The sequence below is a fragment of the Sporosarcina sp. FSL K6-3508 genome (assembly GCF_038615825.1).
Classification (GTDB): domain Bacteria; phylum Bacillota; class Bacilli; order Bacillales_A; family Planococcaceae; genus Sporosarcina; species Sporosarcina newyorkensis.
On the sequence record NZ_CP152016.1, the window covers coordinates 1,073,128 to 1,086,079 of the forward strand.

14 protein-coding genes are annotated in these 12,952 nt (G+C 41.5%); 9 read left to right on the plus strand and 5 right to left on the minus strand.

Translation table 11 applies throughout. The annotated features are described in order from the left end of the window. Positions 1 to 72: 72 nt before the first annotated feature. The 4 genes from MKX97_RS04900 to MKX97_RS04915 all read left to right on the plus strand — a co-directional run bounded on the left by MKX97_RS04900 (position 73) and on the right by MKX97_RS04915 (position 3,323). Positions 73 to 300: a hypothetical protein gene (locus MKX97_RS04900; protein ID WP_009765674.1), complete on the plus strand. Its 228-nt coding sequence runs from the start codon at positions 73 to 75 to the stop codon at positions 298 to 300. 143 nt (positions 301 to 443) lie between these two features. Continuing rightward, on the plus strand, positions 444 to 887 hold the full coding sequence (cbpB, locus tag MKX97_RS04905; RefSeq protein WP_009765673.1) for a cyclic-di-AMP-binding protein CbpB: 444 nt from the start codon (positions 444 to 446) through the stop codon (positions 885 to 887). A 95-nt stretch (positions 888 to 982) separates the two neighbouring features. Then, positions 983 to 2,449, plus strand: coding sequence for an MDR family MFS transporter (locus MKX97_RS04910; protein ID WP_342537482.1), 1,467 nt, complete (start codon positions 983 to 985; stop codon positions 2,447 to 2,449). Further along, the gene (locus MKX97_RS04915) at positions 2,436 to 3,323 is read left to right on the plus strand and encodes a LysR family transcriptional regulator (RefSeq protein ID WP_342537114.1); all 888 of its coding nucleotides are present in this window, start codon (positions 2,436 to 2,438) and stop codon (positions 3,321 to 3,323) included. The genes MKX97_RS04910 and MKX97_RS04915 overlap by 14 nt, the downstream gene beginning before the upstream one ends. Positions 3,324 to 3,638: 315 nt before the next feature. Here MKX97_RS04915 and MKX97_RS04920 read toward each other — a convergent pair whose 3' ends face one another. The 4 genes from MKX97_RS04920 to MKX97_RS04935 form a co-directional block, all read right to left on the minus strand. Beyond that, positions 3,639 to 4,829, minus strand: coding sequence for an MFS transporter (locus tag MKX97_RS04920; RefSeq protein ID WP_221837003.1), 1,191 nt, complete (start codon positions 4,827 to 4,829; stop codon positions 3,639 to 3,641). A 138-nt stretch (positions 4,830 to 4,967) separates the two neighbouring features. Beyond that, the gene (locus MKX97_RS04925) at positions 4,968 to 5,423 is read right to left on the minus strand and encodes a TlpA disulfide reductase family protein (protein ID WP_078817852.1); all 456 of its coding nucleotides are present in this window, start codon (positions 5,421 to 5,423) and stop codon (positions 4,968 to 4,970) included. Positions 5,424 to 5,527: 104 nt separating this feature from the next. After that, the gene (locus MKX97_RS04930; RefSeq protein ID WP_078817851.1) at positions 5,528 to 6,070 is read right to left on the minus strand and encodes a peroxiredoxin; all 543 of its coding nucleotides are present in this window, start codon (positions 6,068 to 6,070) and stop codon (positions 5,528 to 5,530) included. Between the two features lie 175 nt (positions 6,071 to 6,245). Next, a complete protein-coding gene (locus tag MKX97_RS04935; protein ID WP_342537115.1) occupies positions 6,246 to 6,548 on the minus strand; it encodes a hypothetical protein in 303 nt (100 codons plus the stop codon). A 202-nt stretch (positions 6,549 to 6,750) separates the two neighbouring features. Here MKX97_RS04935 and MKX97_RS04940 point away from each other — a divergent pair, with 202 nt between their 5' ends. The 5 genes from MKX97_RS04940 to MKX97_RS04960 are packed head-to-tail and all read left to right on the plus strand — an operon-like array spanning position 6,751 to position 11,230. Further along, positions 6,751 to 7,857 carry an ABC transporter ATP-binding protein gene (locus tag MKX97_RS04940; protein WP_009765664.1) on the plus strand — a complete coding sequence of 369 codons (1,107 nt, stop codon included), beginning with the start codon at positions 6,751 to 6,753 and terminating at the stop codon, positions 7,855 to 7,857. After that, positions 7,847 to 8,671, plus strand: coding sequence for an ABC transporter permease (locus tag MKX97_RS04945; RefSeq protein ID WP_342537116.1), 825 nt, complete (start codon positions 7,847 to 7,849; stop codon positions 8,669 to 8,671). The genes MKX97_RS04940 and MKX97_RS04945 overlap by 11 nt, the downstream gene beginning before the upstream one ends. After that, positions 8,655 to 9,455, plus strand: coding sequence for an ABC transporter permease (locus MKX97_RS04950; RefSeq protein WP_342537117.1), 801 nt, complete (start codon positions 8,655 to 8,657; stop codon positions 9,453 to 9,455). Before MKX97_RS04945 ends, MKX97_RS04950 begins: the two co-directional genes overlap by 17 nt. Then, positions 9,452 to 10,525 (plus strand): ABC transporter substrate-binding protein, encoded by a 1,074-nt coding sequence (locus tag MKX97_RS04955; RefSeq protein ID WP_342537118.1) that lies wholly within the window; start codon positions 9,452 to 9,454, stop codon positions 10,523 to 10,525. Before MKX97_RS04950 ends, MKX97_RS04955 begins: the two co-directional genes overlap by 4 nt. A 45-nt stretch (positions 10,526 to 10,570) precedes the next feature. Beyond that, positions 10,571 to 11,230, plus strand: a complete 660-nt coding sequence (locus MKX97_RS04960; RefSeq protein ID WP_078817846.1) for a TrkA family potassium uptake protein — start codon at positions 10,571 to 10,573, stop codon at positions 11,228 to 11,230. Between the two features lie 54 nt (positions 11,231 to 11,284). Here MKX97_RS04960 and MKX97_RS04965 read toward each other — a convergent pair whose 3' ends face one another. Then, positions 11,285 to 12,952, minus strand: coding sequence for a ribonuclease J (locus MKX97_RS04965; protein ID WP_009765658.1), 1,668 nt, complete (start codon positions 12,950 to 12,952; stop codon positions 11,285 to 11,287).

A 12,952-nucleotide genomic window follows, 5' to 3' on the forward strand; every position in this document is an offset into this window, starting at 1 on the left:
TAAAGAGACACATAAATTTCTGCCTTCTGCACAAACTTTATTGTAATGGATGTGCAAAAGGAGTGATGGATTATGTGGGATATATGGCTATGGCCTATGATTTTTGTGAGTGCTATTATGCTGTGGATTTGTTTGGCTGCAGTCAGAAAATCGAGTCGTTCGCTGCAATTGAATGAAAAAGACCAAATTCCTGAGACGGTAGCAGAGCATCCTTATACGATTAATCCGATACTCTGGATCATACTTATCGCCACTTTCTTTGCCTTGTTTGTAATTTTTTATTATTGGGCCTCTTCCTAATGAAGGAAGAGGTTTTTGTTTTTGGAAACAATTCATGTTTTGAGGTGAAAAAAGGCTATTTGTGGTATGATGGAATGGAAGCGGATACTTTTACTTTTTCATTGATAGTTAAACGATTTGACGAACAGAAGGAGCGATTACGTATGGTTTCTATAAATAATAAAGAGTTTCTCTTTGCGCCGATTGCTGACCAAATAATTTCTTCAGAAAAAGTTGCTCATGTGCAAATCGGTAATAACGCAGAACACGCTCTTCTCGTTTTAACGAAGACAGGTTATTCTGCCATCCCTGTACTTGATCACCAGTATCATTTAAAAGGCTTACTCGGGATAGGTATGATTACAGATGCCATTTTAGGTTTAGAACGTATTGAATATGAACGATTAGAGAATATTAAGGTAGATGAGATTATGGAAACATCGCTTCCGACGATTCGAGTAAATGAACGTTTTCAACGAGCGATGGACCTGTTGATTAATCATCCATTTTTATGCGTGACAGAAGAGGATGGGACGTTTGCAGGTATTTTAACTAGACGAGTAGTTATGAAAGAGTTTAAGAAATATCTTTATAATGTTCAAGCATAAATTGATAGTTTGTATAGTTAGATGACAACAAGGCTCCTCTTATGGAGTCTTTTTCTATCTAGAATGGAGTTGAGCGCTCAGTGCAAAAGGAAACAATGCGTCCGCTCGTGCTTGCGGCAGTGATGCTGGCAATGTTTGTCGGAGCTGTTGAGGCGACGATCGTTACAACTGCCATGCCGACTATCGCATCTGAGCTAGGCGGTTTTTCACGTTATAGCTGGATATTTTCCTCGTATTTATTAATGAGTACCGTCACCGTATTGATTTATGGGAAATTAGCAGATGTCTTTGGAAGGAAACCTATATTCTTTGTAGGATTGACGATTTTTTTGATAGGCTCCATATTATGCGGTTTTGCGGGTTCGATGGAACAATTGATCATTTACCGCCTTGTACAAGGAATAGGAGCAGGGGCTGTCATGCCTATTGCCACGACGATTGTTGGAGATATATACTCAACCGAGGAGAGAGCAAAGATTCAAGGATACTTATCAAGCGTCTGGGGGATTTCTGCGGTTTCCGGTCCAGTCATTGGCGGTTTGCTTGTTCAATACGTGAACTGGCAGTTTGTCTTTTGGGTGAATGTTCCGCTCGGAATTCTTGCCATGGCAGGCATCTTCTTTTTCTTGCATGAGCCAAAAGAGACGCGCAACGCATCGGTTGATTATAGAGGAGCGGTTTTGCTAACGATCGCTTTGTCATCAATTTTAGTTTGGCTTGTGGAAGGTGGACAAGCATTTGGACGGTTCTCTTTAATTGGACTGCTATTGTTAGCAGTATCTGCTGTCATGTTCTTTTTATTTTTTAGACAAGAACAGTTGGCAAAGGATCCACTCATATCGTTTAGCATCTGGAAGAATCCCATCATTTTGTATGCGAATTTAGTCTCCTTAACAACTGGTATTATTTTAATCGGTATTTCATCCTACTTACCTACGTATGTATCTGGTGTTATGGAACAGAAGGCGATTATAGCTGGATTTGCATTGACCGCGATGTCGATCGGCTGGCCATTAGCCTCATCGTTAGCCGGGCATCTGCTCATTCGTTTTGGACCGTTTCTCGTTTCGTTTGCCGGCGGTATATCACTTGTGGTCGGCTCGATGATGTTCGTCTTCATGAATGCTGGTTTAGGTCCGATTTGGGCAGCGTGTTCGAGCTTCTTCATTGGGGTTGGGATGGGGCTGACGAACACATCGTTTATCGTGACGATTCAAGGTGCTGTATCGCGAGCGCAAAGAGGTTCTGCCACAGCTGCAAATATGTTCATGAAAAACTTTGGGAATACGCTAGGTGCTTCCGTCTTCGGTGCTATTTTGAATGGTACATTGCTTTCTTATTTTGCGGCAGAAAAGTTAACGTATTCCGTAGATGATGTAAATAGCTTGCTGACGGAAGAAAGCCGATCGTTAATACCGATTAAAGAGCTTGTAAGCTTGCAAACCGGTTTAGAAAACTCGTTGCATTGGGTCTATATTGCAATTGCCATATTTGCATGGATAAGTTTACTACTGATTTTACGAATACCTCGAGGAAAGGTGTATGAACATGTCGACAACTGAGTTAGATATTATAAAAGCGCTGGCAGAAGAAGGAAATATGCGAAAAGCATCGGAGCGATTACATTTATCCCAGCCTGCGCTTTCTCAAAGACTGCAAACAATTGAAAAGGAATGGGGAATGCAGTTGTTCATACGTTCCCAAAAAGGGCTTGAACCTACGCCTGCCGGTGAGCATGTGATCGCCTATGCGAGAGAGTCTTTAGCAAAACGGGATGAAACGTTGGAGTTGATTGCATCACTTGAGGATAAAGTGCATGGAACGCTGAAGATTGCCTGTGCATCCATCATTGGTCAGACATGGCTCCCGCAAGTATTGAAAGAGTATGTGGCTTTGTATCCGGATGCCAAAATTTCATTGATGACCGGCTGGAGCTCTGAAATTTCCAATGCGCTGTATGAAGGAGAAGCGCATATTGGGATTGTCAGAGGCCAGACGGACTGGAAAAGCAATCGAAAGTATTTATTCCGTGATCAGTTATATTTAGTCGATCGAGAAATATCGACGATCGACGAGTTGAAAGATACGAATCGGCATTTTATCCAGTTTAAAAGCGATTCGAATTATTATATGGAAATACAGCGCTGGTGGAACAAGCATTTCAATCAACACCCAAGCCGCCAAATTATTGTGGATCAAATAGAGACGTGTAAGCAATTGGCTTTAAATGGGATTGGTTATGCGATCTTACCTTCCATCACGCTCTCAGGCGACGAGCGTGTGAATCGTATTCCTTTGTTGAATAGTGAAGAGGAATTTGAGCTGACGCGAGATACATGGCTAATCGGCTACAACTCCACTTTTGAACTGAAGCAAGTAAAGGCATTCGTGGAAATCGTTCAAAAGCATGCCGAGATATTAACGAAGCAATCATAAAAAGCACAAATACTGTATTCACAGCACTTTGGGATTTCAGCTTTAAGATAAATAGCGGCATTGGTTCGGGAGTTTGAGCTAGAGAAGGGGTGCCCTCCGTGAAGCGTACCGTCTGGAATGCAAATCCCGATATACACACTATTGATATTCTACTTTTTTGCGTTTAGTTTGATAAAAAGCTTAATTGAAGTTTAGAAAGCATCCATTTGGAACGTAGGTCAACGGTTCTTTTACCATTCGCCCATTCTTCTGGCGTCTGGATGGAAAACATTAATAAAAAGGCCTTTCCATAGAGGAAGGCCTTTTTGCTGTGGATTAGGTAGTCCTTGAAGACTGCAGAAGCTCTTTGTTGCTCTTTGCCCAATAGGCTGCGAGAGAAAAGCATAGTAACAGGATGAACATACCGACTACGTATGGAGAACTCATATTGATGTCGAAAATGTAGCCGGCCGTAGCGGGACCGACCATATTGCCTAAGCTCATATAGGCATTCATCATCCCGGCGGCATACCCTTGCTCTTTTCCGGCTAATTTTGAAACGAGTGTATTGACTGCTGGTCGCAATAAGGAAGTGGCGGTAGAAAAGATCGTTGCCACCAACAAGATTGTGAAAAATGTATTGACGAACAAGATGCCGAGCATGGCGAATGCAGCGACGATTAAATTAATCAATATTATACGCATCTCACCAAAGCGCCTGAAGAGTCGATCGATGACGAAAGTCTGAATAATAACACCGACAAATCCACCGACTGTGATAATAACTGCGATTTGAGAAGGTGTATAACCGTATTTGTGATCGACATAGAGTGAAATGGTAGATTGGAAGTTCGCTAATCCGAAAGAAAAGACGAACATAACAATGAGCATCACAAAATATGGGGTTTTTGTAGAACGCCACATTTGCTGTAATAGGTTTTCAGCAGTCGTTGCACCCTGTAAAACAGGTTTAGGGTTGGGCAAGAAAATTAGTGAGAAAATCGCAGCGAAGAAGGATGCACCCGTTGCCGCATAGAATGGAAAGACCAGACTAATTTTCGATAGAAATCCGCCGATTCCAGGACCAATCATAAAGCCTAATGACATGGATGCGCCGAGAAGTCCCATGCCGCGACCACGGTTTTCGAGAGATGTAATGTCCGCAACAAAAGCCATTGTCGGAGGGATGATAAAAGCAGCGCCGAAGCCGGAAAAGAAGCGGGCAATATACAACATCCAAAGATCAGTTGATAAGCTGAAAGCTAACTGAGATGATCCGTAAATAATTAAACCGATAATGATAATACGTTTTCTGCCGTGTTTGTCTGAAAGGTTTCCAGAAAAAGGAGAGAAAATAAATTGAGCAAATGAAAATATTGCAATTAAGAGTCCGAGTGCTTGTCCTGCTACTCCAAATGTTCCTAAGTATTCGGGCATGATTGGAATAATAAGTCCGACTCCTGCCATCGCGATAAACATGTTGAACATTAAGATGTAGAGGGCAAAGTTTTTTGATTGTATGGCCATTCGACTGCTCGCTTTCTAGGAACTTTTTGTCTATCGTATCATAAAGCAAAGAGGATGACACTTGCTGTGCTTGTAATTTTCTTTGGTTTGATCGAAACAGAAAAAACCGGTTCCTAGTCTAAGGAACCGGTTGCGTGATCAATCTTCTTTTTTCATTTCATCCAATACTCGATTGACACGCTTTTCGAGCATCTTCATACCGCTGCCGCCTGCTTGGAAATGGCGAAGCTGTCCATCTTTATCAAAGACATAATAAGCAGGCACATATTGGTTTTCGAATGCGTCGCTTAACTTTAGTTCACTATCTACGAAAATGGGTTGAGTTATATCATGCTCAGCTGCTACTTTTTTGATTTCTTCTAGATTGGTATCGTCTTCTGAACGCGGCATATGCACAGCTACTACGTTGAGTTCATCTTTATATTGATCTCTGAAGTTGTTTACATCTGGCATTGCTTCTTTACAAAGGTGGCAACTAATAGACCAAAAGTGAATCAGTGTCGGTTTTTCTCCAACTAGTTCAGATTTAGTAGTTTCACCGTTTAACCAAGTTGTCGCACCTTGGAGTTCAGGCATTTGTGTACGTAATTTCATCCAAAGTTCCTCCTAGCTAAGTGTAAAAGAATAAATTTTATAAAAAAATCCCCACGATTGGTGTCATGCGTGGGGTTGCTTGTCCATCTTGAAATCGGAGTAAATTAAAGTGTTTCTTGACCCGGGCGCCAGTTTGCAGGGCAAAGGCCGCCAGTTTGCAATGCTTGCAGTACACGAAGAGTTTCATCCACATCACGACCAATGTTATTATGGAAAACTGTTTGGTATTGAAGTTCTCCTTCAGGATTGATGATGTAAAGACCGCGTAATGCGATTCCTTCTTCCTCTATCAATACGCCGTAATCACGTGATACTGCATGGTTCGTATCTGCTGCAAGTGGGTAGTTAAGTTGTTCAAGGCCATTATCTTTGCGATCTGTATTAATCCATGCAAGATGTGTATGGATGGTATCAGTGGATACGCCGATTACTTCAGCATCCAAGTCTTCGAATTCATCATAGCGATCAGACATCGCAGTGATTTCTGTTGGACAAACAAAAGTGAAGTCCATTGGATAGAAGAAAAGAACTGTCCATTTGTCGTTTTTAATGTTTTCTTGTAAACTAACTTTCCCAAAAGATTTGTCAGCTAATACTGCCTCCATTGTGAAATCTGGAGCTTGTTTACCTACCATGCGCTCAGCCATTTATAAACCCCTCCAATTAATCTTGTATGCAAAACCTAGTCTGTATTGCACAATTCTTATATAGACTATCAAATAGTGAATCCAAATACAATTAGATTGACTTGAAAATTATAACAATTAGTAAATGTTAGTGAAGATAGTATATGCGAAGAAATTGGGCAAGCTAAGTGTAAGCTTACTCAAAATCTTGTTGGCAGTCAGAGGGCTTCAATGGTCGCGATTGGCAGGTTTGGCAATTGGGATCACAGATCATTTCACGCCATTCATCGCAGTCTTTGCAGTAGCGTGCATCAAACTTATCGCTATAATGCAGAGGTTCCATACACTCAATACAATGAGAGGCCATTTCTTTCCAAGATCGGATTTTCTTCTTGTTTACAAGAAAGATTCCCTCTAGTTGATTTTCTCTCGTTGCTGGTTCTGTTTTCCGATTCCGCTTGGCATCAGAATCCAAATAAAAAAACAAATGGTCTTCCAACTGAATCCCTCCTTAATCAATGGCTTTATTTTACTATGCCCGTTGCAAAAAAACAATTTTCATGACTATTTTCCTGTATGTTATATTTTCGCTTGAAACCATGAGGATATTTGCTTTCGGGATCGTTTTGTGTATAATGATTAGGTTTATAAGTTTTCATGTAGTATATGTAATAAGTAGAGTAGTGTAAGGAGGAATCATATTGACAAATCAACCGATTATCCGCTTTGAAAATGTCACGAAGCGATATGACGAGTCGACGACTGTACTCAATCGCGTTTCATTTGAAATGGAGCGGGGGAAATTTTATACATTGCTTGGCCCTTCTGGTTGTGGGAAGACTACAATCTTACGTTTGATTGCTGGATTTACAGAAGCTACGGATGGCACAATTCTTTTCAATGGAAAGAAGATTAATTCTGTTCCGGCAAACGAACGACAAGTGAACACTGTATTTCAAGATTATGCACTTTTTCCCCATTTAAATGTATATGAAAATGTAGCATTTGGATTACGCATTAAAAAAGTAAAAAAGAATGAAATTGACCGCAGAGTGAAAGAAGCGTTGAAATTTGTCAATTTGGCGGGCTATGAATCTCGAGAAATCACAGAAATGTCAGGTGGCCAGCGTCAGCGTGTTGCTATTGCACGAGCAATTATCAATGACCCTGAAGTGATTTTGCTGGATGAACCTTTATCGGCGCTCGATTTAAAGTTGCGGTCAGAAATGCAGTATGAATTGCGGGAACTGCAACAGAGACTTGGAAAAACATTCGTCTTTGTAACACACGATCAAGAAGAGGCGCTTGCGATGTCGGATGAAATTTTCGTAATGAACAATGGAGAGATCCAGCAATCCGGCACCCCAATCGATATTTACGATGAACCGATCAACCGTTTTGTTGCAGATTTTATCGGTGAATCAAATATTGTATCTGGAAGGATTATCAAAGATTATTTAGTGGAGTTTACAGGTAAGCAATTCGACTGTGTGGACGGTGGATTTTATCCGAATGAGAAAGTAGACATTGTCATTCGTCCCGAAGATCTGGAGATGACCACGATTGAAAAAGGGAAGCTGAGTGTCACAGTAGATACACAGCTATTCCGCGGAGTTCATTATGAATTATCTACTTACGACACGGACGGTAATGAGTGGTTGGTCCATTCGACGAAGCCTGCAGACGTAGGCACGATGATTGGATTGGATTTTGCTCCGGCGGATATTCATGTCATGCGATTGAATGAATCGGAAGAAGACTTTGATGCACGTCTGGAGTCGTTTGGAGTGGCGGAAGATGAAGAATAATCCGCTGCGCTTTGTTTATGCCGTGCCGTATGCTGTGTGGATGCTGTTATTTGTCTTCGCTCCGATAGCGGTCATAGTCTATTATTCATTTTTTGATTTGTCGGGGAATTTAACGCTAGGTAATTATCGTAACTTCTTCAGTTCAATCTATTTTAAGTTGACGATGAGTTCTTTTTGGTATGCATTTCTAATTACTTTTTTTTCTTTGCTGATCTCCTATCCGACGGCTTATTTCCTTACAAAAACAAAGCATAAGCGATTGTGGTTGCTGTTGATCATCATTCCTTCTTGGATTAATCTTCTATTGAAGACTTACGCATTCATTGGTTTGATGGGGCTGTATGGGCCGATCAATGGTTTTTTGGAAACGATCGGAATCGGCAGTCAGCAGATCTTATTTACAGATTTCAGCTTTGTATTCGTATCGGTCTATATTTTTATACCATTTATGATTTTACCGATCTTCAATTCGCTTGATAAAATCAACCCGACTTTGCTTGACGCTTCGAAAGATCTGGGTGCGAGCAGTTGGGTAACGTTTAAGCGGGTCGTATGGCCAATGACGATCGATGGTGTGAAGTCGGGTGTGCAGGTCGTCTTCATTCCTGCGCTTTCTTTGTTCATGATCACCAGGTTGATCGCGGGCAACAAAGTGATTACGTTAGGGACCGCAATTGAGCAGCAATTCCTAGTAACACAAAACTGGGGAATGGGATCGACGATAGCAGTGTTCCTCATTATCTTCATGTTTTTGATCATGTTGCTGACATCAGGAAAAGAGAAAGGAGCCTCCGCTAATGGGAAAACTAAGTAGTCTGCCAAGGATCTATTTGGCCCTAGTTTTTGTAGTTTTATATGCTCCTATTTTCTATCTCATTTATTATTCCTTTAATTCCGGTGGCGGGATGTCTAATTTTGAATCCTTTACTTTGGAACATTATCAAGCGGTGTTCCAGGACACACGCCTTTTGATCATCGTCATGAATACGATAATTATTGCTTTGCTGTCTGCCTTATTATCTACAACCATCGGGGTAATTGGAGCGTTAGCAATTTATTTCATGAAAAATAAATCCATGCGGCAAACTGTATTGTCATTGAATAATATCTTAATTGTCAGCCCGGATGTAATCATCGGTGCATCATTTTTAATATTATTTACACTGATCGGTGTCAAACTGGGATTTGCTTCCGTCTTAATCTCACACATTGCGTTCAGTATACCGATTGTGGTGATTATGGTGCTGCCTAAGCTGCTTGAGATGAGCACTTCTCTAGTGGATGCTGCACTCGATCTCGGGGCTTCTCGCAGAGACGTTCTGACACGTGTAGTACTGCCGTATATTAAGCCGGGGATTTTCGCTGGATTCTTTCTTGCGTTGACGTATTCATTGGACGACTTTGCGGTGACCTTTTTCGTGACAGGGAATGGTTTCTCGACGTTGTCGGTTGAAATCTATTCAATGGCTCGAACAGGTATTACATTGACGATCAATGCGCTGTCCGGCTTGATTTTCGTTATTACCATGGTATTGGTGCTGGGTTATTATATCATCGGCAATAAAACGAAATCACCTAACCAGGGGGTGAAGAGATGAAAGGGCTTTTAAGCAGTGCGGCAACCATTTTGCTCGTTTCTTTTGTCTTATTGTTCATCAACCTCCAGCTTGAAAATAAACATGGGCGAGTAGGGAAAGATACGATAACCGTCTATAATTGGGGAGAATATATCGACCCGGAACTGTTGAAGCAATTTGAAGAACAGGAAGGTATTAAAGTAATATATGAAACGTTTGATTCAAATGAAGGAATGATGGGGAAAATTGAGCAGGGCGGTACTTCTTATGATATTTCGGTGCCTTCAGAATACGCTGTTCAAATGATGGAGCAAAAGGATTTATTACTGCCTTTGGACTTTGATAAAATCCCGAATATCAAGAATATTGACCCGTATTTTATGAATCTCGCGTTTGATCCGCAAAATAAATATTCGATTCCTTACTTTTGGGGGACGCTGGGCATTGCCTATAATCCATCTCTTTTGGACGGACAGACTTTCGAGAGTTGGGAAAGTTTATGGGACGCATCATTGCGTCAGAAGGTGATTCTAGTCGACAGTGCAAGGGAAGTACTTGGTGTCGCATTGAATTCATTTGGTTATTCATTGAATTCGACTAGCTTGCAGGAGTTGAAAGAGGCTACGGATAAACTTGAAACAATGGGCCCCAATGTAAAAGCTGTAATTGGTGATGAAGTTACCCAGTTGATGATTAACAACGAAGCTTCTGTCGCACTTACATGGTCGGGTCAAGCGGCAGATATGATCTCAGAAAACGAAGACATTGATTATATCGTGCCTGAAGAAGGATCGAATCTGTGGTTTGATAATATTGTTATCCCTCGCACTGCTACAAACATTGAAGGTGCCTATAAATTTATCAACTTCATGTTGGACCCTGAAGTTGCAGCGCAAAATGCGGAATACGTAGGTTACTCTACGCCGAATGTTAAAGCGTTATCCTTCATGGATGAGGAAATCACGGAAGATGAAAGATTCTATCCGGATGAAGAGGCGAGAGAACATTTGGAAGTGTATAAGAATTTGGGACTGGAGACGCTCGGAGTGTATAATGAGTTATTCCAGAAATTCAAAATGGGATTACGATAAGGCAAGGGAGCCGGATGGTTTCTGCGTAATGTGAGGAGCATGGATATGAAAAAAGAATTTGTGGTCATCGGTTTAGGGCGTTTTGGCGGCAGTATTGTCAAAGAACTGATCGAACTTGAAGCGGATGTTATGGCGATTGATAAATCACAGGAACGAGTGGATGAGTTTGCGAACATTGCTACACAAGCAGTAGCGGTCGATACGACAGATGAAGCGGCTTTGAGATCTTTAGGTATTCGAAATTTTGAGCATGTTGTCATCGCGATTGGTGAAAACATTCAAGCTAGCATTTTAACCACGTTGATTCTCAAAGAAATTGGTGTCTCTCGGATCACAGTCAAAGCGCAGAATGATTATCATGAGAAAGTGCTGCGGAAGATAGGGGCAGATCAAGTCGTCCATCCTGAACGTGATATGGGGAAGCGTATTGCAAATAATTTAGTTTCCAATAACATACTGGACTACTTGGAACTGTCGGATGAATATTCCATCGTGGAGATACAAGCAAACGATCATCTTGCGGGATCTTCCCTGATTGATTTGGATATCCGTGCTAAGTTTGGAGTAAATATCGTCGCGATCAAAAGAGGTACGCACATTCTGGTGTCCCCTCAAGCGATAGAACAAATCGAAGTCAATGATATATTGATTGTCATCGGTTCGGATTTAGATATTCATCGTTTTGAACGAAAGGCGCTACACTAATACTTAACAAAAAAGCAAGTGCAGATTAGATGCACTTGCTTTTTGTATACCATTTTATAGTTCCATAATAACCGGAAGAATCATCGGCTTACGTTTTGTTTTTTCGTAGAGATACGGAACGAGTGTGTCGATAATATCACTTTTCAATTGATTAACGGAATCTGGCTTAGTTTCCAATTTCCGTTTCAATGTTTTGGAAAGCATATATTGCGCTTCGTTGATCATGGCGCCTGATTCACGCATGTAAACAAATCCGCGGGAAATCAAATCAGGACCGGATACAAGGCGGTTTTTCTTCGTATCGATCGTTGCGACAACGATGACTAAACCGTCTTCTGATAAAATTCGGCGGTCGCGCAATACTACATTGCCGATATCGCCGATGCCGCTTCCGTCAATGTAGACATCCCCAGAAGGAACTCGGCCGGCAAGTCTGGCTGTTTGATCAGTAAGTGCAAGCACATCACCGTTCGCCATGATGAATACATTTTCACGCTCTACATCGCAATCTACAGCGAGTTGTTCATGCATCGTCATCATACGGTATTCACCGTGAATCGGCATGAAGTACTTCGGCTTGATCAGACGTAGCATCAACTTCTGTTCTTCTTGTGACCCGTGACCGGATGTATGAATATTATTTAACGGACCGTGGATGACTTCTGCTCCTGCGCGGAATAACGAATTTATCGTCTTGTTGACGCTGAGCGTGTTGCCAGGAATCGGAGAAGATGAGAAAATCACCGTGTCACCCGGCTGAATTTGTACTTGTCTATGCGTACCATTTGCAATACGTGATAGTGCCGCCATTGGTTCCCCTTGGCTGCCCGTACAAAGAATCATCACTTCATTTGCAGGCAGACGATTGAGTGATTGGGAATCGACGAATAAATCTTTTGGTGCATCGATATAACCTAGTTCTCGTCCGATCGTGATGGCATTGTCCATACTGCGTCCGAAAACAGCAATCTTCCTGTTGAAGTTTTGAGCGGCTTCGATCACTTGTTGCAAACGGTGGATATTCGAAGCGAAAGTAGCGAAAATGATTCGTCCATCTACAGTACGGAAGATATCATTCAAGCTTTCTCCGACTTTTCTTTCGGACATTGTAAAGTTCGGAACTTCGGCATTTGTACTATCTGATAGTAGACATAGCACGCCTTCGCTTCCGATTTTCGCCATCTTGTGCAAGTTCGCAGGTTCTCCTACAGGCGTGAAATCGAACTTGAAATCTCCTGTATGCACGATATTGCCGGATGGTGTTTTGATTACAACACCAAAAGCGTCTGGTATACTGTGCGTTGTTCTGAAGAAAGATACGGCTGTTTTACGGAATTTAATAAAATCATCTTCTTCGATTTCATGTAGCTTCGTAGTACGAAGCAATCCGTGTTCTTCTAATTTATTACGTAATAAACCAATCGCAAGTTTTCCTCCATAGACTGGGATATTTACTTTGCGCAATAGATAAGGGATTCCGCCGATATGGTCTTCATGTCCGTGCGTGATAAAAAGTCCTTTGATTTTGTCGACATTACGTTCAAGATATGTGTAATCAGGAATTACATAGTCAATGCCTAACAAGTCATCTTCAGGAAATTTAATCCCAGCGTCAATGATGATAATTTCATCTTGGAATTGCACACAATACGTATTTTTACCGATTTCACCTAGTCCGCCTAGGGCAAATACGGCCGTTTCGTTATTTTTAATCGACTTCAT

What these genes read in the sequence shown, in the direction of transcription:
- MKX97_RS04900 (WP_009765674.1), top strand. Translation starts at nt 73, where the DNA reads ATGTGGGATATATGGCTATGGCCTATGATTTTTGTGAGTGCTATTATG.
- cbpB (WP_009765673.1), top strand. Translation starts at nt 444, where the DNA reads ATGGTTTCTATAAATAATAAAGAGTTTCTCTTTGCGCCGATTGCTGAC.
- MKX97_RS04910 (WP_342537482.1), top strand. Translation starts at nt 983, where the DNA reads ATGCGTCCGCTCGTGCTTGCGGCAGTGATGCTGGCAATGTTTGTCGGA.
- MKX97_RS04915 (WP_342537114.1), top strand. Translation starts at nt 2,436, where the DNA reads ATGTCGACAACTGAGTTAGATATTATAAAAGCGCTGGCAGAAGAAGGA.
- MKX97_RS04920 (WP_221837003.1), bottom strand. Translation starts at nt 4,829, where the DNA reads ATGGCCATACAATCAAAAAACTTTGCCCTCTACATCTTAATGTTCAAC.
- MKX97_RS04925 (WP_078817852.1), bottom strand. Translation starts at nt 5,423, where the DNA reads ATGAAATTACGTACACAAATGCCTGAACTCCAAGGTGCGACAACTTGG.
- MKX97_RS04930 (WP_078817851.1), bottom strand. Translation starts at nt 6,070, where the DNA reads ATGGCTGAGCGCATGGTAGGTAAACAAGCTCCAGATTTCACAATGGAG.
- MKX97_RS04945 (WP_342537116.1), top strand. Translation starts at nt 7,847, where the DNA reads ATGAAGAATAATCCGCTGCGCTTTGTTTATGCCGTGCCGTATGCTGTG.
- MKX97_RS04950 (WP_342537117.1), top strand. Translation starts at nt 8,655, where the DNA reads ATGGGAAAACTAAGTAGTCTGCCAAGGATCTATTTGGCCCTAGTTTTT.
- MKX97_RS04955 (WP_342537118.1), top strand. Translation starts at nt 9,452, where the DNA reads ATGAAAGGGCTTTTAAGCAGTGCGGCAACCATTTTGCTCGTTTCTTTT.
- MKX97_RS04960 (WP_078817846.1), top strand. Translation starts at nt 10,571, where the DNA reads ATGAAAAAAGAATTTGTGGTCATCGGTTTAGGGCGTTTTGGCGGCAGT.
- MKX97_RS04965 (WP_009765658.1), bottom strand. Translation starts at nt 12,952, where the DNA reads ATGAAGTCGATTAAAAATAACGAAACGGCCGTATTTGCCCTAGGCGGA.